The sequence below is a fragment of the Ascidiaceihabitans donghaensis genome (genome assembly GCF_900302465.1).
Classification (GTDB): domain Bacteria; phylum Pseudomonadota; class Alphaproteobacteria; order Rhodobacterales; family Rhodobacteraceae; genus Ascidiaceihabitans; species Ascidiaceihabitans donghaensis.
In genome coordinates this window covers 3497066-3518926 of record NZ_OMOR01000001.1, presented here as the reverse complement: position 1 = coordinate 3518926, position 21861 = coordinate 3497066, and the positions used below count along the sequence as shown (strand labels likewise).

The window sequence follows — 21861 nt, the reverse complement described above, 5'->3', positions numbered from 1 at the left end:
AAACGGCGCACCCAAGGGTGCGCCGCGTTGTTTCGATGTTGGTCCGATTGCTGTGGTTTAGACCTTAGCTCAATTTTTTCAGATCACTGATCATTTTGTCGATGTCACCGCCGTTGCGATCAATCATGGCACCAATTTCAGTACGTTCCGTCAGCAACAGGTTCACGCCTTCGATGAACATGTTAAAGAACAGGTCCTTGCCAGAACGGTCAGACACCTGAAACGTCACCTCAAAGGGGGATTGGCCGCGCAGCTTGGCGGTGGTCGAAACTTCGTACCAGGATTTGACGCGACGCACGCCTTTGACTTGCAACTGGCCACCGATGAATTCACGGAAACGGCTGCCGTATTTGTTGGCGACGTAGGATTGAAACGCTTTGGAAAATGCGCGTTTCTGGCCCGAAGACGCCCGACGGCCATCAACGCCCATGGCGTAGGCGGAAATGTAGGACGTATCGGAATACCGCGCAAAAATGCGTTCAAAGTCGCGGATCATGCTGCTTTCGGATTTACCGGACGCGATGACTTTGTTGATGTCGGCGACCAACGTGTCGACCAGCACTTTGGCGCGGGCTTCTGTCAGTGCGAATGCAGCAGTCGGCACAAAGGGGGCCAAAGCGAAGGTTGCCACGACGGCGGCGGTGAAAGAACGACGGTTCATGTTTAAAACCCTTCAGTGTCCAGTTCAAATGGATCGATTTCAGAGCTGGCATCTTCTTGGCCAAGCTCGAATCGACGGTTCTGCAAATAGATCAACCGTGCCTGCGCATAGCTGTCTGCGCTTTCATATAGGATGGAATCGACCGTATCGGAATAGCGACCCCTATCGCTTAAGCGTGATGCCACCGATGCACCGGTGCCGTAGTATTTTTCGGGGCTGTCCACAGTGTAGCTTAGAGGGTTGGTAAACAGGTCGACGACCTTGCCGACGGTGTCGCGTTGTGTTGACGGGCCCAATCCGGGCAATTCGACATACGCGCCTTCGCCAACGCCCCATGTGTGCAGCGTTTCGCCAAAGTCGGTGTCGTGGTCCGGCATGTTCAATTCATCTGCCGCGTTGATCAGACCGCCGACGCCCACGACGGTATTGACCAAAAAGCGCGCTGTCGAAACGCCGGCGCCTTTCAAGTCACCCTGAAGCAGCGAATTCACAACAACACTTGGTTGGCCAAGGTTCGTCGCGAAATCGCCCACGCTGTCTTCGATTTCGTCCGGCAAAACTGTAGAATACCCACGTGCTGCCGGGCGCACCAACGCGCGGTCCAATGATCGGTTGAAGGCATGCACTTTGCGGTTGGCTTGTTCATGCGGGTCATTGATGCCGTCAGCGCCGACGCCACCGGGTTGCGATGTGGCGCATGCAGACACAGCCAACACTGCACACAAAGCCAGTGCTTTGCGCGTGCGGTCGGGGGATAAAACTGTTTTTGGCATAGAAACTCGCATCAATTTCACTCTCCACGCAGGGGATTATCGCCTAAGTAATGTTTTTGGGCATAATGCCCAGATGCCTCTTCGGCTAAATATGTTTATGTGGCACTTGCGTGACAGGGTGTACACAAGGCACATTGCCATAAAACGCATAAATGCACACTAATTACAGGCGAAAAAGTGCCGATGCAGAGCAAAGTTATTCAACAGGGCCGCGCGGAATTGCGCGAGGCCCGTAAGCAAAGTCGCAGATTGTATTGGACCGTTGGCATTTTCAGCATGTTTGCGAATCTGCTTATGCTGACAGGCCCTATGTATATGCTGCAGGTTTATGACCGCGTTTTGGGCAGCAAATCCGAAGAAACTTTGATCGCTTTGTCGCTGCTTGTGGTCTTTTTGTACGGGATCATGGGCATTCTCGATTTCACCCGGGCGCGGATAATGGCGCGGGTCGGCGCCAAATTTCAGGCAACTTTGGATCGTCGGGTGTTTGATGCAGTTGTGCGCAAATCGGCTGTCGCGCCAGACATGCAAACGCAATCCGGACTTGCGGATCTTGAGGCAGTGCAACGTCTGCTGACGTCGCCGGTTCTGATGGCCTTTTTCGATTTGCCGTGGACGCCGATTTTTATCGCGGGGATTTTCCTGTTTCATCCGATGCTGGGCTGGATGGCTTTGGGCGGGGCCGCCGTTTTGATCCTGATCGCGTTGGCCAACCAATTGCTGTCGCGCAGGCCACAAATGAATGCAGGGGTGGCGGGACAACAAGCGTCAAGCATGTCTGACCAGATCCGCATCGAAGCCGAAATGGTGCAAGCCATGGGCATGCGTGATGCTGCGTTTTCGCGCTGGCAGATCGCACGCAACAAAGCGTTGACGGGGCAGATCAAAGCAACAGACGTCAGCGGTGGTTTTTCGTCACTGACCAAGACGCTGCGGCTATTTTTGCAGTCGGCGATGCTGGGGCTTGGGGCCTATCTAGTTTTGCAGGACCTTATGACACCGGGCGCTATGATTGCCGGTTCGATCTTGCTGGGACGCGCGTTGGCCCCTGTTGAAATGATGTTGAACCAATGGCCTGTTGTGCAGCGTGCGTCAAAAGGCTGGGACACTATGGCAGAGCTATTGGGCACAGTGCCGCCGGAAAGCCACCGCACGCCATTGCCCAAACCCAAAGCGCGTTTGGTGGCCAAGGCGCTGACCATCGTCGCACCCGGTCAAAAGCAAGCGTCGTTGCGGGGGCTGAACTTTGAACTGCCCCCAGGCAAAGCGCTGGGTGTGATTGGGCCATCGGGGGCGGGTAAATCGACCTTGGCCAAGGCCGTAACGGGCGTGTGGCGTCCTGCGGGCGGCTCTATCCGTTTGGACAACGCAGCCCTTGAACATTATGCACCGGACGTCTTGGGTCAGCACATCGGTTATTTGCCACAGCGCGTGCAATTGTTCGACGGGACCATCGCCGACAATATTGCACGGTTGGCAATGAAACCGGATGCCGGAAAAGTCGTGGAAGCCGCAAAAAATGCCGCCGCCCATGAAATGATCCTTGAACTGCCCGATGGCTACGATACCCGCCTTAGCACCGCGCAACAACGTTTGTCGGGCGGGCAAATGCAGCGCATCGGCCTTGCGCGTGCGATGTATGGCGATCCGGCAATTCTGGTGTTGGACGAGCCGAATTCGAACTTGGACAATGTAGGCAATGAGGCCCTGAACCAAGCCATTCGCGCCATCAAGGCGCGCGGTGGGTCGGTGATGATTATGGCGCACCGCCCTGCAGCCATTCAGGAATGTGACCTGCTTTTGGTCATCGACAACGGTATGCGCACGGCGTTTGGTCCAAAAGACGATGTGTTGAAATCCATGGTGAAAAACCATCAGCAGATCCAGAAAGCACCCGCCGGTGCAGGAGGTGTCACATGACCGAGCAAAAAAATCCTTGGTCGGCGGTCGTTCCGGCCTCTGTTGGTCTGTTCGCATTGGTCGGGTTGTTTGGCGGGTTTGTGTTGTGGGCCACCTACACGCAAATCGCCGGTGCAATAATTTCGCCCGGCCGCATCGAAGTTGACCAAAACCGGCAAGTTGTGCAGCACCAGATTGGCGGGATCGTTGCTGAGATTCCCGTGACAGAAGGGGATACGGTCAAAGCGGGCGATGTTTTGCTGCGTCTGGATGACCAGCAGGCGCGGTCACGATTGGCCATTCTGGAAGGGCAACTTTACGAATTACAGTCCCGACGTGCCCGCCTTGAAGCGGAACGCGACGGGTCAGAGTCCATCGACTTTGACGCGGAACTGTTGGCCATTGGCGCAGGCAACGCTGAAATTCAGGAACTGATCGATGGGCAAAGCAATCTGTTTTATGCCCGCAGGGATTCTGTTGCGGGTGAAATCTCTCAGCTGGAAAAGCGCAGATCGCAGATCGGCAATCAAATCGACGGGATCGAAGCCCAAGAAGTGTCGCTGTCCAAGCAACTTGACTTGATCACGCAAGAGCTGGCCAGCCAGCAATCCCTTCTGGACAAAGGCTTGGCGCAGGCTGGCACAGTTTTGAACCTGCAACGCCAATCCGCCAGCCTTGATGGCCAAATCGGTGAATTGATTGCCAACCGCGCGCAATCCGAAGGTCGCATGACCGAAATTGACATCGAAGTTTTGAAGCTTGGCACCACCCAACGCGAACAAGCCATCACGCAATTGCGTGATCTGCGGTACCGCGAACTTGAACTGATCGAACAACGTGCCTCTACGTTGTTGGAAATCGAACAACTTGATATCCGCGCACCCGTGTCCGGCATCGTTTATGGGATGCGTGTTCAAACGCCCCGGTCCGTTATTCGCGCGGCTGATCCGGTGCTGTTTCTGATCCCGCAAGACCGCCCGTTGTTGATCGTATCGCGTGTTGATCCATTGCATATTGATCAGATCACTGTCGGCCAGCAGGTGAATTTACGCTTTTCCGCGCTGGACCAACGCACCACGCCCGAGCTTGTTGGACAAGTTACGCTGATCTCGGCGGATGCCTTTGACGACGAGGCGCTTGGGATCGCATACTACCGGGCGGAAATCACGCTGAATGCGGGGGAATTGGCGAAACTGAATGAAGGAGACGTGTTGATCCCCGGCATGCCTGTCGAGGCGTTCATTCGCACCGCAGACCGGTCACCGCTTGCGTATTTGGTGAAACCGATGGCCGATTACTTCAATCGCGCCTTTCGGGAATCCTGATTGCAAATCGACCTTTCCGTTTGCGCAATGGCGCGGTAGCGTCCGCCGCAAAACCACAGCCCCAAACAAGGAATCTCTCTATGTCTATCGAAGCACGTCTGAATGAACTTGGTGTTACTTTGCCCGAAGCCGCCGTGCCCGCTGGCAATTACGTTCCCTACGTTGTGGTGGGCGATATGGTCTACATTTCTGGGCAAATCTCGGTGGATGGCAGTAGTTTGATCAAAGGCACGCTGGGGGACACTATGGAAACGGGCGCTGGGGCTGCCGCTGCAAAAGTGTGCGCGTTGAACCTGATCGCGCAATTGAAAGCGGCCTGTGGCGGTGATCTGGACCGCGTTGTGAAGGTTGTAAAACTGGGTGGTTTTGTAAACTCTACCCCTGAATTCACCGAGCAGCCGCAGGTGATCAACGGTGCGTCCGACTTCTTTGTTGAGGTCTTCGGGGACGCAGGCCGCCACGCGCGCGCCGCTGTGTCTGCCCCGTCTTTGCCTTTGGGTGTTGCTGTTGAAATCGAAGGCACGTTCCAGATCAAATGACACCACGGTTGCATCTCGAATTCCTGTCGCGCCCATTGGCGCACAGGGCTTTGCACGATGTTGGCAAGGGCCGTCCGGAAAACAGCCGTGCAGCCATCGTGGCGGCCATGGATGCGGGCTATGGCATCGAAATTGACCTACAGCTTAGTGCCGACGGGCAGGCCATGGTGTTCCATGACGATGCTTTGGACCGTTTGGCCAAAGCCACAGGACCGGTGCGCGCCCGCAGTGCCGCAGAACTGGCCGAAACGATTTTGATTGGCAGCGCAGAAGGCGTGCCCACCTTGCAAGAGGTGCTGGCGCTTGTTGGGGGCCGTGTGCCTGTTTTGATCGAGTTGAAAGATCAAGACGGTGCCATGGGGACAAACATCGGTGCCCTTGAACGCGCCACGGCGCAGTGTTTGGCGGGTTATAAGGGGCCGGTGGGTGTCATGTCGTTCAATCCCAACAGCGTGGCCTGCATGGCCGAACTGCTTCCTTCAATGCCGCGCGGCATTGTCACCAGCGCTTATGATGTGACGGATTGGGCGCCTTTGCCTGCGTCCGTCTGCGATGCGCTGCGTCCGATCCCCGATTTTGACAGGGTTGCTGCGTCATTTGTCAGCCACGAAGTCTCTGATTTGGACCGCCCACGCGTTGCCGAATTGAAAGCCCAGGGGGCGGATGTCTTGTGTTGGACGGTGAAATCGCCGGATCAGGAAAAATTAGCCCGTCGTATTGCGCAGAATATCACCTTCGAAGGCTATCTGGCGGCGACCGCGTGTTGAACAGTCGCTGCATCGCCACACATAAGATGATATGAACACGCAGCCTTCAGACAATGGTCAACACGAGGTGGAAATCTCGGTTGTGCCCAAAATATCCGATATCGGTCCGCGCGATTGGGACGCATGTGCTTGTCCGGAAGAGGCAGATGGTGGTCGGCCGCATGATCCTTTCACCACATACCGCTTCCTGAGCGCTTTGGAATTAAGCGGGTCCGTCGGCGCAGGTACAGGGTGGCGACCCCAATATCTGGTTGCGCGGATGGCCGGTCAGGTGATCGGGGTCGCCCCGCTGTATGCCAAATCCCATTCGCAGGGCGAGTATATCTTCGACCACAATTGGGCCCATGCCTATGAACGGGCTGGCGGGCGATACTATCCAAAACTTCAGGTCGCGGTGCCGCATACCCCCGCCACAGGACGACGGTTTCTGGTGCATCCTGATTTTGCCGAAGCCGGGTTTTCAGCGCTTGTTCAAGGGGCGGTGCAGCTGGCACAGAACAACCGTATTTCATCTGTGCATGTGACGTTTTGCACGGCTGATGAAGCCAAATTTGGCAAAAACATGGGGCTGATGCCACGCGTGACGCAGCAGTTTCATTGGCTGAACGACGCATACGCTGGCTTTGACGGGTTTCTGGCAACGCTCAGTTCACGCAAACGCAAGAATATCCGAAAAGAACGCACGCAGGCCCAAGGCTTTGGCGGAGAGATCGTGCGGTTGACTGGCGACCAGATACAACCGGAGCATTGGGATGCCTTTTGGGTCTTTTACCAAGATACAGGCGCGCGCAAATGGGGCACGCCTTATCTGACACGGGCGTTTTTTGACCTCGCCCAAGAGACACTTCGTGATGATATGGTTCTGGTGCTGGCGAAACGCGATGGTCAATGGGTGGCGGGTGCGCTGAACTTTATGGGGCGAGACGTGCTGTATGGTCGCTATTGGGGGTGTATAGAACAGCACCCCTGCCTGCATTTTGAACTGTGCTATTATCAGGCCATCGATGCCGCGATTGATTATGGGTTGGGACGCGTCGAAGCGGGGGCGCAGGGTCAACACAAATTGGCGCGCGGGTATTTGCCGACACAAACACACAGTTTGCATTGGGTGGCTGACGAAGGTTTTGCAAATGCTATTGGTGACTATCTTGAGGCCGAACGCGAAGCCATCGAGGAAGGAATCGAGATTTTGACGGACTATGGGCCGTTCAAAAAGGTCCAGATTGAGGAGCAGGAATAATGGAACGACTTAGCGAAGAAACACGCGGCACGCTTTTGTCACCCTTGATTGACGCGGGTTGGTCGGTGCAACCGGATCGGGACGCCATCGAAAAAACGTATAAGTTCGCTGATTTTGCCGATGCCTTTGGGTGGATGACCAAAGCGGCGATCTGGGCGGAAAAGTGGGATCACCACCCCGAATGGTTCAATGTGTACGGTAAAGTCAAAGTGGTTCTGACAACCCATGATGTGGATGGGCTAAGCACCTTAGACATAAAGCTGGCTAGAAAGATGGATGGTTTGGCGGAATAATAGCCATCGGGGTCTATCGTTGTGATCTTCAACTTGGGAAAATCCGTTTCATTTCGCGGTCAAAGTAGGCCCATGTCATAGATGCTTTGTTCCCTGCATAGCCGTGATAATGGGATTTGCCGGTAGAGTTGGGCAAGCCCGCCCATATTTTCGCAAGGTTGTTCATGAATGTATGCCGCTTCATCTGGCCTTTGCTGACTTCAATCAAACCCGCTTCGACCAAAAGCACATCGGCAAGCTTGTCCTGAACATCGGGCGTAAACCGCACATCCGGTGTTAACCCCAATCTGCTGGCAAGGCTTTTCAATGTTGGTGGAATGAACTGATAGCGTCCGATGGCGTGTGGTTGTCCGGGGGTGTCGCCTATCCATTTATAGATTTCGCCCAATGTCATTTGGGTCGGCCGTTTTGAAGGTTTGATTTTTGCCCCGTATTGCACGGCATCGTATTGCTTTGATCCGGCTTCGGCCTTTGCAATCAGGTGGCGGACGCGGTCGACCTGGGTGCCATTGCGCGACAGGTGTATGGTATCGGACCGCAGCGATTGTCGTTTCGGGAAAGGCGCGAAAAAACTGGCGCCTTCTTGGCCGATGAAGAGGGACGCGGTTTGAACGCGATCTTTCGCGGCATCACCACTTGGCAAAAGCGCACGTCGTTGTGCCCCCACAGCGTCCATAGGCATCAGCGAAAAAGTATCAGTGGCCCCCAAATTTGGAAAAACCGCAGCACCTAGTCCCAACATTAGCATCAACGCTATACGCTGTATCATGCACACCTCATTCTGACAGGGCATTTGTTCCCCTTATGTGCTTTGATTATTGATATTTCGTTGCCTGACGCCGCGTTTAGCGTGACACGGGGCATCCATTCGGGTGAATGACAGGTCAACACAGCAACCAATGAGGCCGCCATGTCTGCTTATCCACATCTTCTTGCCCCTCTGGATCTGGGCTTTACGACTCTCAAAAACCGCGTGTTGATGGGGTCTATGCACACCGGCCTTGAAGAAACCAAAGACTGGAACCGTGTTGCCGAGTTTTATGCCGAACGCGCCCGCGGCGACGTCGGGTTGATGGTGACGGGGGGGATCGGCCCAAACCTTGAAGGGTCGGTTTTGCCGGGTGCCGCAATGATGACGACGCAAGCGGACATCGACAACCATTCCATCGTGACCAAGCGCGTGCACGACGCAGGCGGCAAGATCGCCATGCAAATCCTGCATGCAGGCCGCTATGCTTACGGTCCGAAATGCGTGGCGCCTTCAGCCATTAAATCGCCAATCTCTCCGTTCCCGCCCACGGAACTGGACGAAGAGGGCATTGAAAAGCAAATTCAAGACATCGCGGACACCGCCAAACGCGCACGCGAAGCGGGCTATGACGGGGTCGAGATCATGGGGTCGGAAGGCTACTTCCTGAACCAGTTTCTGGTCACACACACCAACAAACGCGAAGACCGTTGGGGTGGATCATACGAAAACCGCATGCGCCTGCCTATCGAGGTTGTGCGCCGCACACGCGAAGCTGTAGGCGACGATTTTATCATCATTTATCGTCTGTCCATGATCGACTTGGTGCCCAACGGCTCAACCCACGACGAGGTCGTGCAACTGGCCAAAGAGGTCGAAAAAGCAGGTGCCACGATCATCAACACGGGCATCGGCTGGCACGAAGCCCGCATTCCCACGATTGCCACCTCCGTGCCCCGCGCGGCCTTTGCATGGGTCACGAAAAAGCTGATGGGGCAGGTGAATATCCCTGTCATCACATCCAACCGCATCAACACCCCCGAAGTTGGCGAAGAGGTTCTGTCGACAGGGTGTGCCGATATGGTATCGATGGCGCGTCCAATGCTGGCGGATGCACATTTCGTGGCCAAAGCGGCCGCTGGAAAAGGCGCACAAATCGCGCCTTGCATCGGCTGTAACCAAGCCTGTCTGGATCACACATTCGGTGGGAAAATCTCGTCTTGCTTGGTGAACCCGCGTGCGTGCTATGAGACAGAGTTGGTTTTGAACGCGACCGATGCCAAAAAGACCGTTGCCATTGTGGGTGCGGGGCCAGCTGGTCTGTCAACAGCAATGGCCGCGGCTGAACGTGGCCACACGGTTACTGTGTTCGACAAGTCGGACGAGATTGGCGGCCAGCTGAACATGGCCAAACAGGTCCCCGGCAAAGAGGAATTCTGGGGGCTGGTCGATTGGTACCGCACCATGATGGACGAGATGGGCATTACCGTTGAATTGAGCCGCGAAGTCGGTGCGGATGATTTGACAGGCTTCGATGAGGTCGTGATCGCAACCGGCGTTATGCCGCGCGATCCGGGCATTCCGGGGCAGGACGGTGACAACGTACTAAGCTACATCGACGTGCTGCGGGCCAAAGCGCCAGTGGGCAAAAAGGTGGCAGTGATCGGCGCGGGGGGCATCGGGTTTGACGTGTCTGAATATCTGGCCCACGAAGGCGAAAGCACGACAGTGAACCTGCCTGCTTGGATGACCGAATGGGGCGTTACAGATCCAGCAGAGCACCGCGGTGGATTGGCGCCAGAGGGGCCGCAACCGCATGCGCCTGCGCGGCAAATCACACTGTTGCAGCGCAAAGCGCAAAAGCACGGCAAGAACTTGGGGAAGACCACGGGCTGGATTCACCGCGCCGCGCTAAAGATGAAGGACGTGGAATTTGTGGGTGGCGTGAACTACGAAAAGATCGACGACAAGGGGCTGCATGTGTCCTTTGGCGAAGCGCGTGAAAACCCGACCCTGATCGAAGCCGATACAATCGTAATGTGTGCCGGACAATTGCCCGAGCGGTCGCTGGCCGATGCGCTTGAGGCCAAAGGGATCAACGCCCACGTGATTGGCGGCGCGGATGTCGCGGCTGAACTGGACGCCAAACGCGCAATCGATCAAGGCACGCGGTTGGCTGCGACATTGTAAGCGACCCCACATTCGGGCAAAGTGGCGTAAAAACAGGACGCGCCCATGCCCATTTGTGCTTTTGACATTTCATCTGACGGGGTCGCCCGTCCGGTGATGGACATTGACGACCGCGCCGCAGTGCCCGCACGGGGCTACCGCTGGGTGCATTTTGATCGTGCGGATTCTGATCTGGATCACTGGATTGCCGACAATGTTCCCGAATTGCCCGGTCAAGCTTTGTTGCAGTCCCAGACCCGCCCGCGGTGTGATCGACAAAATGACGGGCTCATCCTGAATCTAAGAGGTGTTAACCTGAATGCGGACGGCCCCGCCGACCAGATGGTTGCGGTGCGTTTGTGGGTGTGTGCGCAGACCATTGTTACCGTGCGGATGCGCAAGGTGTTCGCTTTGGATGATCTGCGTCAATCATGTGCTGATGGCACTGGCCCCGATAGCATTGCTTCGTTTTTGTTGTCGTTGTCGGAAAAGCTGATGGGGCGGGTGCAGGATGTGGTGTTCGGTCTGGCAGACCGCGTGGAAGACATCGAAGACACCCATTCAACTGCGCAGGGCTTGCCCGAGGACATGGGCGATCTGCAACGCCAAGCAATCCGGTTGCATCGTTACCTGAGCCCGCAAAAAGCCGCGTTGCACAGGTTGACGGACGCGGTCGGGGATTTGTTCGCCGCGAGCGCGCATCAACAGGCACATCAACGCGAAGTCAGCAATCAAACCACTTTGCTTGTAGAAGAACTGGAAGCGTTGAAGGGACGATTGGCGGCGGTACAGGATCAACATGACAGCGCCCATAACGCTGCGCAAAATGGCCATGCCTATGTCTTGTCAATTGTCGCGGCGGTGTTTTTGCCGTTGGGTTTTTTGACGGGGCTGTTCGGGGTAAATGTGGGCGGGATGCCCGGTTTGGACAATCCACTGGCGTTTCTTTGGTTGTGTTTTGTGATGGTGGGATCGGCTTTGCTGGCTGTTGTGATTTTGCGTCTCAAAAAATGGATTTGAAACATTTGCTCACGACTGTTTTTCTTTTCCGGGTTCTGTTTCTATGGTTGGACTGATGCAAAGGGGCATTTAAAATCGCAGTTTCTCCACATACCGAAGTGCAAGACGGCATGAACGTGGTTTTCCCGCGTCTGTGGCGGTATTGCATGTCGTTGACGGGACAGCGCGATTGGGCGGATGATCTGGCCCAAGTGACGTGTTTGCGTGCCATTGAACAAGCCAGCAAGTTTCAACCAGGTACACATCTCGACCGATGGATGTTTCGCATGGCCCAGCGGGTGTGGCTGAACGAGCTGCGGTCGCGCAAAGTGCGCATGGGCGCAGGGCAGGTTCCTGTCGAAGATGTAGACCTTATCGACACAAAACCGGATTCCGAGACGAATATTTTTGCGCGTGACGTGTTATCTCAGGTAATGGGGTTGCCCGAAGCGCAGCGACAATCGGTCTTGTTGGTCTATGTGGAAGGCTACAGCTATAAAGATGCCGCCGAGATTATGGAGATCCCGATTGGCACAGTCATGAGCCGCCTTGCAGCCGCGCGGCGTGTGATTACATCTTCTATGCCCACTGAGGTTTCGGCGGGCGCAACAGTCGGTGAAGGAACCGGGACATGACGTTGAACGCACAGTTCACGGATGAACAACTGACGGCTTACCTTGACGGGGAAGCCGCGGATGACCTGTGCGCAGCTATTGATGTAGCTTTGGAAACGGACGAAACACTTGGCGATCGTTTGGTTGGTTTGGATATTCCCATGGCCGAACTGGACGCGGCGTTTGCCGGTTTGTTGGCAGATGCCCCTGCGATGCCGCCTTTGGACGCACCAAGTCAGACGCCCGATGTGCCGGAACCTGCCAACCTGAACCGTGGTATAGGTTGGTTTGGCGGTATGGGACTGTTCGGCACTGGCATTGCCGCGGGCGTTGCGATGATGTTGTTTGTGGGCACAGGTACCACGCCAGAGCCTGCGGCTCCGGGCTGGAAGGCCGTCGTCGCAAGCTATCAGTCACTGTACACGCAGCAAACCGTTGCAGGTTGGACACCCACGCCGGAACAGGCCCAGACGCAGCTTGCCAACGTGTCGCAGTTGGTTGGCGCGGATTTGACAGGATTGCCTGCGATCGAAGGGCTTACGTTCAAACGTGCCCAAATCCTTGGCTTCAATGGCAAACCTTTGGTGCAGATCGCCTTTGCCCGTGCCGATGGTACACCCGTGGCCCTGTGCATCATCGCGGCCAAATCCAAAGAAGCCAAAGCCATGCAGGCTGAAACATTGGGTGGCATGGCTGCGGCCAGTTGGAATTTGGATGGTCGCGCGTATCTGTTGATAGGGGGCGACGCGCAGGCCGCGACCCAAAGCGAAGCGGATGCATTTGAAGCCTGGGCTGCCACTGTGGCAGATATTTAGACCCATAGTGGCGGCTTTCCGGAGTTTGGGTTAATACGAATTCATTTCGAAAAGGTTCGTGCCGGGTGCTTATTGTATAGGCCCGACGCGGTCTCTGTTTCTCGTATCCTTCCGGCGCGCCTAAAATAGAATAGCCCTACAAAACATGATGGAAACGATGCGTGGTGGATTTCTTAGCGATCAAGAAACACACTGTTCCGCTGTTTCCCTGCCATGAACGATCCCTGTAAATACCCCCGTATTATCCCACCATTGCCCTGATCCTGCCCAGATTGACCCCGATACATATCCTCAAGAAAACGAGCAGATAATGAATTCGGAAGGACAGGCCAAATGGACCGTCTCACAGAAATGGAAGCCTTTGCCACAGTCGTGGATCAAGGTGGATTTACAGATGCCGCCAAGAAAATGGGGATTTCCAAATCCGCAGTTTCCAAACACGTATCTAGCCTTGAAGCCCGCCTTGGTGCGCGGCTTTTGAACCGCACGACACGCCGTGTGTCGCCCACTGAAATCGGCCTTGCCTATTACGACCGTGCCCGCCGCGTTCTGAACGATGCAGGCGAAGCGGATGCTTTGGTGACATCAATGCAATCTGCGCCTTCGGGCTTGTTGCGCATATCGGTGGCCACAGATTTCGGGGTCAATCACCTGTCTCCGGCGTTGTCAGAGTTCCTTGAGGACTTCCCGGACATCACCGTCAACATGGTGTTGAACAACCGCTACGTTGAACTGATCTCCGAAGGCTTCGATATGGCCGTGCGCATCGGTGAGCTGGAAGATAGCACCCTGCGTGCACGCAAGCTTACAGAAACCACCAAACGCATGATCGCCTCACCGGCCTATTTTGAAAAATACGGTCGCCCCGAAAAGATCGATGACTTGAACGATCACAAGCTGTTGCATTATTCAAACCAGTCTTCTGGAAACATGTGGAAACTGACGGCCCCGTCAGGCGAAAAACGCCAAGTGCGCACGGCGGGCTGGTTGTCGGTGAACGACGGACAATCCTTGCTGAATGCGGCGATTTCCGGTCTCGGCATCGCGTATTTGCCAAGCTACCTTTATGCCGATGCGATGGCGCAAGGATTGGTGGAAGATGCCATTCCGGAGTTGCCGATGGAAACCCAAGGGATTTATGCAGTGTACCCTCCGGGGCGCTTCACACAGCCTAAGGTACGCGCATTCATCGATTTCCTGGTCCATGCGTTTGCCGAAAAAGGCCCGTCGCAGTGGTAATTTGAACAACGAGATTTCTTTTCCGTCCTCCCCAAGGAAGAGAACAAACTGGCCCCGGTGTTGCAGCACCGGGGTTTTTTCATGTCTCGGATGCAAAGGGCTATCAGCAGAAAATCTTACCCCGCAGGCAGAACAATCGCTTCGACCCGCCGGTTTGTTTCGCGGCCTTCTTTGGTCAGGTGGGTGGCGGCAGGCGCTAAATATCCCATGCCTTCTGCATCCAGCCGCGCGGGATCCACGCCATGTGCTTCAATCAGTCGTTGCCGCACGGATTGGGCGCGTTTTTTAGACAGCGCGATGTTTCCGGTCAGGCCGCCCACGGAATCTGTGTGCCCGACAAGGGCCATCCGAATGTCGCTGCGTTGCGCCAGTAAACCTGCCAGATCTGCAAGGATTGGAAAGGGTCCGGCCCCAAGATCAGATGTGCCTGTGGCAAAATCCAGCTCTGTCAGGACAAGCGATCCTTTTGCGACCAGACTGTCTATCCCTTCCGGGGCGGTTAAAGCGGTGTTCAAAACAGGTTCGGGAATTTGCCCTGTGGCTTGCACCGACGTTTTGCTTGCGATGTCACCCGCCTGAATAACTTGTACATGGGCCACGGTTTCAGATGTGCTTACAAACAGACCCACCACGTTTTTTGGCGCACTGACCGGGCCAAGATGCGCTGCCAAGAAGCGGTAGGCGCGGATATTCACATACATGTTGGGCGCAGGTAAAACTTCGGTGGCAAACCGGAAATCAAACCCCCCGCAGGTGTTTTGCGTGCAATCCAGCGCGACCTCGTAGCCCGCGTCGACCAATTGTTCGCGCAAGGGCGCCAGCACTTGCAGCGGTGTCAGCCCCGGTGAGGAAATGCGCCATGCGGCCCTGCGCACTTCGCCCTCAACCGTGACAGATGGAATGCCCGCAATGCCGAATGGCGCTAAGGGCAATGTGTAGCCATCCAGCTTGGAATTGCGTTCCGCCGTTAGTCTGGCGTTTGCAGGCAGGCTTAGGTCCAGCGCAAATGCCGCCGGGGCCGGGGCGCAAAGCAACGCCAGAAGGGCGAGCGCACGGATCATCTATGCTGGCTGTGATATGGGTCGTTGGGGCGCATGTCCGTGGCACTGGCCACGCGATTGGTCATGTTGAAGAACCCAACGACGGAGGCGATGTCGAAGATGTCACGATCCGAAAACCCCTGATCGCGCAATCCTTGTCGGTCGCTTTCGGATGTTTTGTAGCTGGCCACTGTCAAGTTTTCAGCAAAGGTCAAAACCGCCACCATACGCGGTTCTAGGTCAGCGACACGCCAGTTCATCACCAACTGTTCGCCCAGCATCGGATTGCCCGACAACTGCCGCACAGCGGCACCATGTGCTGTCAGGCAATAGTAACATTTGTTGATGGATGACACGACCACGGCGATCATTTCGCGTTCCAGCTTGGTCAACCCGCTGTCGCCCAACATCAAGTCGTTGTACATGGCTGTGAACGCATCGAATTTGGTCATGTCGAAGGTGTATGCCTGAAGGACATTCGGCACCATGCCAAGTTTTTCCTGACAGATATCAAAGTATTTTTGCTTGTCTGCGGGCATCGGATCGACCGGCGGCAGATCGAGGGCAGTGGGTTGTGTTTTGGTCATTTTATTGCTCCATCTTTGCCCTGTAGTGATAACCACCTGCAGGTTCAAAACCTAATTTCCGGTAGAGGGCATTGGCCCCTGTGTTGTCTTTTGTGGTCAACAAAGCCAGCGTATCGGCCCCGTGCAATTGACCCCAAAACGCGGCTTGGCGCATGATCCATTGGGCCACGCCTTGACGGCGCTGATGGGGTAGAACTTCGATGGCATGCACCATAGCTATGTGTTCGTGCAGCCCAACAAAACCCGCGCCTGCCGGTTTTTCATTCCATCGCGCCAGAATCGCTGTTTTTTGCGCAGCGCGGCCCATGACGGCCAAGCGTTCGGTGCCGATGCCGCCTTTGGCCCAGATCTCGGCCATGATGGCTAGCGGTTCCCAGATGCAAAAGGTCGTCACACGTGGGATTGGTATTTGCGTCAATCGCGCGATGGGTATGGTATAAAGCACCGTTGGATCGTGCTTTACGTAGCCGCGTTGCGCCAGTTGGGCGTCCAGCGCGTCTTCGTGCGGGCGTAGCATGAAACGCGGGGTCTGGCCGATGTCGCGCATCGCCTGTTCTGCTGTATCCAGCGCCGCATCATCCACAGCGGCGTTCGCCGTGGCCGCCGACACACGGCTGCCCCCGCCCAGTCCCTCACGTACAGTGACGCCCCCCACATCAAAGCGACGTGCCGCAGGCCATGTGGCGTCCAGTGCCGCGAAATAGGGGGCAAGATCGGTCATTCGGGAAAGGCCGCCGCCAGCTTTTCCATCGCTTCGGACAGCATTGCCATGTCGGTGCCACGCATCACGATATTGGCGCCATATTTGCCGTCTTTCTGGTAGGGGTAGCTTCCCATGCTCAGCGCCGGATAGGCATTGGCCAGTTCGCCTAAAGGACCAGCAATATCGCCTTCGCCCCGTTCAATACGCAGTGTTTTGGAAATCAGCGGATCACCGCCCGTCAGCGTTGGCAAAACACTGGCAACCATCGCCTGAAACACCGCAGGCACACCCGCCATCACGTGCACGTTTTGAATTGAAAAGCCCGGCGCCACGGACACAGGGTTGTCGATCAACGTGGCACTGTCGGGGATGCGTGCCATGCGCAAGCGCGCGGCGTTCAGGTCGGTGCCTTGCTTGTCGTAGTGGGCTTGCAACAAAGCCCGCGCATCGGCGCGAATGTCGATGGGATCATCAAAGGCCGCTGCGATACAGTCAGCGGTGATGTCGTCGTGAGTCGGGCCGATGCCGCCTGACGTGAACACCGTGTCATAGGCGTCTGACAGGGCTTTGACTGCCGCGACGATGGCGTCCGGATCATCGGAGACCACCCGCACTTCGCGCAGATCAATGCCGCTTTCGGTCAATTGCCCGGCAAGATGATGCATATTGGCGTCGCGGGTACGACCGGACAGGATTTCGTCGCCGATCACCAACATGGCGGCAGTGGGGTTTGGCATGCAAAGCGCTCCTTGAAGGGGTCTGACCTTGGGTATAGTCCTGCGGCCATGCGCTTTCAAACCGAACTTGTCCCTGCCCGCCTTATTCGCCGCTACAAACGGTTTCTTGCGGATTGCGTATTGGACGATGGCCGCGAAGTTGTGGCCCATTGCGCCAACCCCGGATCAATGATGGGACTTGCGGATGAAGGCATGAAAATCTGGCTGGAACCCAATGATGATCCCAAAAAGAAGTTGAAATTCGGGTGGCGGTTGGTCGATCACGAAAACGGGCATTTCACAGGGGTGGACACGTCAGTGCCCAACCGCGCCTTGAAAATGGCATTGGAAAACGGTGAAGTCGCGGCGCTCAGCGCCTACAAAACCGTGCGCCCCGAGGTTAAATACGGTGAAAAATCCCGTATCGATTTTTTGTTGCAACAAGACGGGCTGCCCGACGTCTATGTCGAAGTGAAATCCGTGACCCTTTCACGCACAATGGGCCAAGCTGAATTCCCCGACAGTGTGACAACACGCGGGACAAAGCATTTGGCTGAATTGACGCAAATGGTGCGTGACGGCCACCGCGCTGTGATGCTGTATCTGGTGCAGCGCACGGATTGCACCACATTCACACTCGCAAATGATATCGATCCCAAATATCACGCTGCCTATCTGTTGGCCCGTAACGCAGGTGTTGAAACGCTTTGCATCGGCACCAATATCACCCCCGACAGCATTACTTTGGACAGTCCGCTATCCATTGGCATCTAGGCACACCCGCGTTAAACACACCAAAAGACATCACCCGGAGCACCGCGATGAACACCGCAGACCGTGGCCGCCTGACAAAAGACGGCATCCGCATTTATGACCCTTCCGATTCCGCAGGCATGTATGCCGCTGGGGCATTGGCCGCGAGAATTCTGGACGACATTGCCGCACATGTATTTGTTGGCCAAACAACAGGCGCAATCGACAAAGCCATCGAAGAAATGGTCGATGCGGCGGGCGCCACCTCTGCCACGATCGGGTACAAAGGGTACAAGCACGCGTCGTGCATTTCCATCAACCACGTGGTGTGCCACGGCATTCCGGGCGATAAACGTCTGAAAGACGGCGACATCGTCAATATCGATGTGACAGTGATTGTGGATGGCTGGTTTGGTGACACATCGCGGATGTATGTTGCCGGCAAACTGCCGCGCAAAGCCGAACGGTTGATCCAAGTCACGCATGATGCGTTGATGTTGGGTATCGAGGCCGTGAAACCGGGCAACACCTTCGGCGACATAGGCTTTGCAATCCAAAGCTTTGTGGAAAGCCACCGCATGTCTGTGGTGCGTGATTTTTGCGGGCATGGTTTGGGCCGTGTCTTTCATGCGCCGCCCAATGTGTTGCACTACGGCAAGCCGGGCAACGGCGCAGTGCTGGAACCGGGAATGTTTTTTACCATTGAACCTATGGTCAATCTTGGCCGTCCGGAAACCAAAACACTTGCAGATGACTGGACTGCCGTGACACGCGATAAATCGCTGTCGGCACAGTTTGAACATTCAGTTGGCGTGACCGAAGACGGCGTTGAGATTTTCACGCAATCCGCGGCAGGCACGTTCCACCCGACCTATGGCCAAAGCTGACGCAACTGCGCAGGCCGCCGCCTTGTTTGACGGCGGCGCATTTGAAACGGCGCTGGGTGCGTTGGTGGGCTATGCCACCGAAAGCCAGGTCGCGGGCAATCATGCAGTGCTGGATGCCTATCTGGACGATGCGATCACCCCGCGTCTTTTGGCGCTTGGCTTCGACGTTGAAAGACACGCGGGCCATTTCCTGATCGGGCAACACATTGAAGACCCCGATCTGACCACTGTGCTGATCTATGGCCATGGCGATGTGACCCATGGTCAAAAAGGGGCATGGGCCGGTAACATGGATCCGTTTGCTTTGACGGATGCAGGCGACAGATGGTTTGGTCGGGGGACGGCCGACAACAAAGCCCAACACCTGATCAACCTTATGGCCCTCGAAGCGGTTTTGGAGGCGCAAGGCAGCCTTGGGTTCAATGTCAAAATCTTGATGGAAATGGCGGAAGAGGTCGGATCACCGGGTCTTGAGACGTTTTGCGCGACACACAGCACCACGTTGAAAGCGGATGTATTGATCGCGTCGGACGGGCCGCGTTTGCAGGCGGAGACGCCCACGCTTTTCATGGGGTCGCGCGGGGCAATTGATTTCGATCTAAGCGTTGATCTGCGCGAGGGTGCGCATCATTCAGGCAATTGGGGCGGGCTGTTGGCGGACCCCGCGATGATTTTGGCGCAGGCCTTGGCAGTGATCACGGATGCCCGCGGCCAGTTGCTGATTGAGGCATGGAAACCCGACAGTTTGTCGCCAGCTGTTCGCGCGGCGCTGGACGGTTTGCCGATCGAGATGGCGGATGGTCCGGTTGTTGATCTGGGTTGGGGTGCCGTCGATCTAACGCCTGCGGAACGGGCGTATGGCTGGAACAGCTTTGCGGTCCTTGCGATGCAAAGCGGTGTCCCGGACGCGCCCCAGAATGCCATCAGCGGCAAGGCGTCCGCGCGATGTCAGTTGCGGTTTGTGGTGGGGACGGATGTAGACCAAATTCTTCCCAGCCTGCGCAGCCATCTTGATGCACATGGCTTCCACGCTGTCACGATCATCCCCCGCGAGGGGCATTTCCCCGCAACCCGCCTTGATCCTGATGACCCTTGGGTCAAGCGGGTGGCGACATCCATCACAGATACAACAGGGAAGGTGCCGCATATTTTGCCCAACCTTGCCGGATCGCTGCCCAATCATTGCTTTGCAGATGTATTGCAGCTGCCCACAATTTGGGTGCCGCACAGCTATCGCGGCTGCAATCAACATGCGCCCAATGAACATGTGCTGAAATCTACCTGCCGCGATGCCTTGATCCTGATGGCAGGATTGTGGAGCGATCTGGCAGCCTAAAGAAGTTCCAACAGGGTCACATGGGTGTCACCGTACTTGCGCTGGTCCAGCAAGGCAAACCCTTCAGGGGCCAACATCGGTGCGCTTTCTTCCCAAACGAGTGTGGCATTTGTGGCAAGCCAACCGCCTTCTTTCGCGGCCTGCAACGCGCGTTGCCCCATGCTTTTTCCGTAGGGCGGATCCAGAAACACCAGATCAAATGGGGCTTCAGGACAGGGCCCCAGCTTGGTCGCGTCCATGCGCATGACGTGCGTTTTATCGGCGCAGCGCAGCTTGGCGATGTTTTCGGCAACCAGACGCTGGCCGACACGCCCGTTTTCCACGAATGTGACGCAAGACGCCCCACGCGACAGGGCCTCAAGGCCCAAAGCGCCAGTGCCTGCAAACAGGTCCAGAACCCGTGCCCCGTCGATCACATCGCGGCTGGTCAGGGCCGAGAACAGGCTTTCGCGCACGCGGTCCGAGGTGGGGCGCAAATGCGCACCCTTGTCGCCCTTGCCCAGATGGGCCAGCGCGGTGCTGCGCCATGTGCCTGCAATGATCCTCAAGACTTCAGCAAGGCCTTCATGTCGGTGTCGGGGTCAGCGATAATTTTGGGTGCGGGGGATTTGCCCGCCTCGATCAGGCGCTTGCCGATCATGTAGCCACGTGGATCATTGGCCGCGTCCACGGCCAGCAAAGTGTCGGCCTTATAGTACCAAAAAGAGGTCGCACCGTCGCCTTGGCGGGTCACAACGCGGTCGTATCCGGTGTTCAGCCCCGCGATTTGCAGTTTCACGTCATACTGATCCGACCAGAACCACGGTTTTGCAACATAGGCCACGTCCGCGCCCATGATGTTGGACGCCACACATTCGGCCTGATCAATAGCGTTGGGCACGCTTTCAAGGCGGATGCGGCCCTTGCCGTAGGGAAAGGACGCGCAATCGCCTGCGGCCCAGATGTGGGGATCGCTGGTGCGGCCATGGGTGTCGGTCTTGATGCCGTTTTCGATGGTGACACCGGCCATATCGGCCAGCGCGGTTGCAGGCTGGATGCCCACGCCCACAATCACAAAGTTCACGTCCAATACAGTGCCATCGCTCAACACTGCGCCTGTGACAGCGCCTTCACCGGTCAGCCGTTCCAGACCAACGCCCTCGCGGATGGTGACGCCATGGCGTGTGTGCAGATCGCGGAAGAAATCAGAGGTTTCGGGAGCGGCAACGCGCTGTAGGATACGGTCGGCCATTTCCACCAATGTCACCTGCAACCCCAGCTTGGAAGCCACGGCCGCGGCCTCAAGTCCGATGTAGCCGCCGCCGACAATCAGAACCTTGGCCCCTTGCGTGAAACGGGGGGCCATCGCGTCCACATCCGCCAAATCGCGGACCACGCAGACGCCATCCAAAGCGCCGCCGATGCTGGCGGGCAGGCGGTTGGGGATAGAGCCCGTGGCCAACACAAGATCGTCGTAAGGCAAAACGTCCTGACCGGCTGTGACTGTCTTGGCCGCTGCATCAATCGCAGTGACGCGGGTGCCCATACGCAGATCAATGTCATTTTCGGCATAGAAGCTTTCGGGGCGCAAAAACATGCGCTCCAGCGCCATGTCGCCCAGAAGATAGGCTTTGGACAATGGGGGGCGCTGATAGGGGGGAACAGGTTCTTCGCCGATCAGGGTGATGGATCCTTCAAACCCGCCATTGCGCAGTTTCGCGACACAAGATGCTCCGGCTTGACCGGCTCCGATAACAACGATTTTGCGCATTTCGATCC

General features: G+C 56.4%; 23 protein-coding genes. 14 read left to right on the top strand and 9 right to left on the bottom strand.

Annotated elements, in window-relative coordinates; translation table 11 throughout:
- Positions 1–64: 64 nt before the first annotated feature.
- Both ASD8599_RS17520 and ASD8599_RS17515 read right to left on the bottom strand, forming a co-directional pair.
- Complete coding sequence (locus ASD8599_RS17520; protein ID WP_108829733.1) at positions 65–661, bottom strand: MlaC/ttg2D family ABC transporter substrate-binding protein; 597 nt, start codon at positions 659–661, stop codon at positions 65–67.
- Between the two features lie 2 nt (positions 662–663).
- Positions 664–1434: an MlaA family lipoprotein gene (locus tag ASD8599_RS17515; protein ID WP_108829732.1), complete on the bottom strand. Its 771-nt coding sequence runs from the start codon at positions 1432–1434 to the stop codon at positions 664–666.
- A gap of 183 nt (positions 1435–1617) precedes the next feature.
- Here ASD8599_RS17515 and ASD8599_RS17510 point away from each other — a divergent pair, with 183 nt between their 5' ends.
- The 6 genes from ASD8599_RS17510 (at position 1618) to ASD8599_RS17485 (ending at position 7497) form a co-directional block, all read left to right on the top strand.
- Positions 1618–3354 carry a type I secretion system permease/ATPase gene (locus tag ASD8599_RS17510; protein ID WP_108829731.1) on the top strand — a complete coding sequence of 579 codons (1737 nt, stop codon included), beginning with the start codon at positions 1618–1620 and terminating at the stop codon, positions 3352–3354.
- A complete protein-coding gene (locus tag ASD8599_RS17505; protein ID WP_108829730.1) occupies positions 3351–4658 on the top strand; it encodes an HlyD family type I secretion periplasmic adaptor subunit in 1308 nt (435 codons plus the stop codon). The genes ASD8599_RS17510 and ASD8599_RS17505 overlap by 4 nt, the downstream gene beginning before the upstream one ends.
- A gap of 80 nt (positions 4659–4738) precedes the next feature.
- The gene (locus tag ASD8599_RS17500) at positions 4739–5197 is read left to right on the top strand and encodes a RidA family protein (RefSeq protein WP_108829729.1); all 459 of its coding nucleotides are present in this window, start codon (positions 4739–4741) and stop codon (positions 5195–5197) included.
- Entirely contained in the window at positions 5194–5964 is a 771-nt protein-coding gene (locus ASD8599_RS17495; protein ID WP_108829728.1) for a glycerophosphodiester phosphodiesterase family protein, read from the top strand. Before ASD8599_RS17500 ends, ASD8599_RS17495 begins: the two co-directional genes overlap by 4 nt.
- 31 nt (positions 5965–5995) lie before the next feature.
- Positions 5996–7204, top strand: coding sequence for a GNAT family N-acetyltransferase (locus ASD8599_RS17490; protein WP_108829727.1), 1209 nt, complete (start codon positions 5996–5998; stop codon positions 7202–7204).
- Positions 7201–7497: a 4a-hydroxytetrahydrobiopterin dehydratase gene (locus ASD8599_RS17485; RefSeq protein WP_108829726.1), complete on the top strand. Its 297-nt coding sequence runs from the start codon at positions 7201–7203 to the stop codon at positions 7495–7497. The genes ASD8599_RS17490 and ASD8599_RS17485 overlap by 4 nt, the downstream gene beginning before the upstream one ends.
- A 28-nt stretch (positions 7498–7525) precedes the next feature.
- Here the strand turns inward: ASD8599_RS17485 and ASD8599_RS17480 are convergent, their stop codons facing one another.
- Complete coding sequence (locus ASD8599_RS17480; RefSeq protein WP_245926091.1) at positions 7526–8266, bottom strand: lysozyme family protein; 741 nt, start codon at positions 8264–8266, stop codon at positions 7526–7528.
- A gap of 141 nt (positions 8267–8407) precedes the next feature.
- Between ASD8599_RS17480 and ASD8599_RS17475 the strand changes: the two genes are divergently transcribed.
- From ASD8599_RS17475 to ASD8599_RS17455, 5 genes are all read left to right on the top strand, one after another.
- On the top strand, positions 8408–10435 hold the full coding sequence (locus ASD8599_RS17475) for an NADPH-dependent 2,4-dienoyl-CoA reductase (RefSeq protein ID WP_108829725.1): 2028 nt from the start codon (positions 8408–8410) through the stop codon (positions 10433–10435).
- Positions 10436–10480: 45 nt separating this feature from the next.
- Positions 10481–11434: a zinc transporter ZntB gene (locus ASD8599_RS17470; protein ID WP_108829724.1), complete on the top strand. Its 954-nt coding sequence runs from the start codon at positions 10481–10483 to the stop codon at positions 11432–11434.
- Positions 11435–11544: 110 nt separating this feature from the next.
- Positions 11545–12048: an RNA polymerase sigma factor gene (locus tag ASD8599_RS17465; RefSeq protein WP_108830254.1), complete on the top strand. Its 504-nt coding sequence runs from the start codon at positions 11545–11547 to the stop codon at positions 12046–12048.
- Positions 12045–12842, top strand: a complete 798-nt coding sequence (locus tag ASD8599_RS17460) for a hypothetical protein (RefSeq protein WP_108829723.1) — start codon at positions 12045–12047, stop codon at positions 12840–12842. The genes ASD8599_RS17465 and ASD8599_RS17460 overlap by 4 nt, the downstream gene beginning before the upstream one ends.
- A gap of 333 nt (positions 12843–13175) precedes the next feature.
- The gene (locus tag ASD8599_RS17455) at positions 13176–14081 is read left to right on the top strand and encodes a LysR family transcriptional regulator (protein WP_108829722.1); all 906 of its coding nucleotides are present in this window, start codon (positions 13176–13178) and stop codon (positions 14079–14081) included.
- Between the two features lie 116 nt (positions 14082–14197).
- Here ASD8599_RS17455 and ASD8599_RS17450 read toward each other — a convergent pair whose 3' ends face one another.
- From ASD8599_RS17450 to ASD8599_RS17435, 4 genes are read right to left on the bottom strand one after another with little or no spacing between them, the layout of a single operon-like run.
- Entirely contained in the window at positions 14198–15142 is a 945-nt protein-coding gene (locus ASD8599_RS17450) for an OmpA family protein (RefSeq protein WP_108829721.1), read from the bottom strand.
- Complete coding sequence (locus ASD8599_RS17445; protein ID WP_108829720.1) at positions 15139–15708, bottom strand: peroxidase-related enzyme; 570 nt, start codon at positions 15706–15708, stop codon at positions 15139–15141. Before ASD8599_RS17445 ends, ASD8599_RS17450 begins: the two co-directional genes overlap by 4 nt.
- A gap of 1 nt (position 15709) precedes the next feature.
- Positions 15710–16429 carry a GNAT family N-acetyltransferase gene (locus ASD8599_RS17440; protein WP_108829719.1) on the bottom strand — a complete coding sequence of 240 codons (720 nt, stop codon included), beginning with the start codon at positions 16427–16429 and terminating at the stop codon, positions 15710–15712.
- Positions 16426–17148: a competence/damage-inducible protein A gene (locus ASD8599_RS17435; RefSeq protein WP_108829718.1), complete on the bottom strand. Its 723-nt coding sequence runs from the start codon at positions 17146–17148 to the stop codon at positions 16426–16428. The genes ASD8599_RS17440 and ASD8599_RS17435 overlap by 4 nt, the downstream gene beginning before the upstream one ends.
- Positions 17149–17196: 48 nt before the next feature.
- Between ASD8599_RS17435 and sfsA the strand changes: the two genes are divergently transcribed.
- Genes sfsA through ASD8599_RS17420 form a run of 3 tightly spaced genes read left to right on the top strand, consistent with a single transcriptional unit; the run spans position 17197 to position 20103 of the window.
- Positions 17197–17901, top strand: coding sequence for a DNA/RNA nuclease SfsA (sfsA, locus tag ASD8599_RS17430; protein ID WP_108829717.1), 705 nt, complete (start codon positions 17197–17199; stop codon positions 17899–17901).
- Between the two features lie 47 nt (positions 17902–17948).
- Positions 17949–18767, top strand: coding sequence for a type I methionyl aminopeptidase (map, locus tag ASD8599_RS17425; protein WP_108829716.1), 819 nt, complete (start codon positions 17949–17951; stop codon positions 18765–18767).
- Entirely contained in the window at positions 18754–20103 is a 1350-nt protein-coding gene (locus ASD8599_RS17420) for a M20 family metallopeptidase (protein WP_108829715.1), read from the top strand. The genes map and ASD8599_RS17420 overlap by 14 nt, the downstream gene beginning before the upstream one ends.
- Here the strand turns inward: ASD8599_RS17420 and rsmD are convergent.
- A complete protein-coding gene (gene rsmD, locus ASD8599_RS17415; protein ID WP_108829714.1) occupies positions 20100–20651 on the bottom strand; it encodes a 16S rRNA (guanine(966)-N(2))-methyltransferase RsmD in 552 nt (183 codons plus the stop codon). The two genes, ASD8599_RS17420 and rsmD, sit on opposite strands and share 4 nt — an antisense overlap.
- Positions 20648–21853, bottom strand: a complete 1206-nt coding sequence (locus ASD8599_RS17410; protein ID WP_108830253.1) for an NAD(P)/FAD-dependent oxidoreductase — start codon at positions 21851–21853, stop codon at positions 20648–20650. Before ASD8599_RS17410 ends, rsmD begins: the two co-directional genes overlap by 4 nt.
- Between the last annotated feature and the right edge of the window lie 8 nt (positions 21854–21861).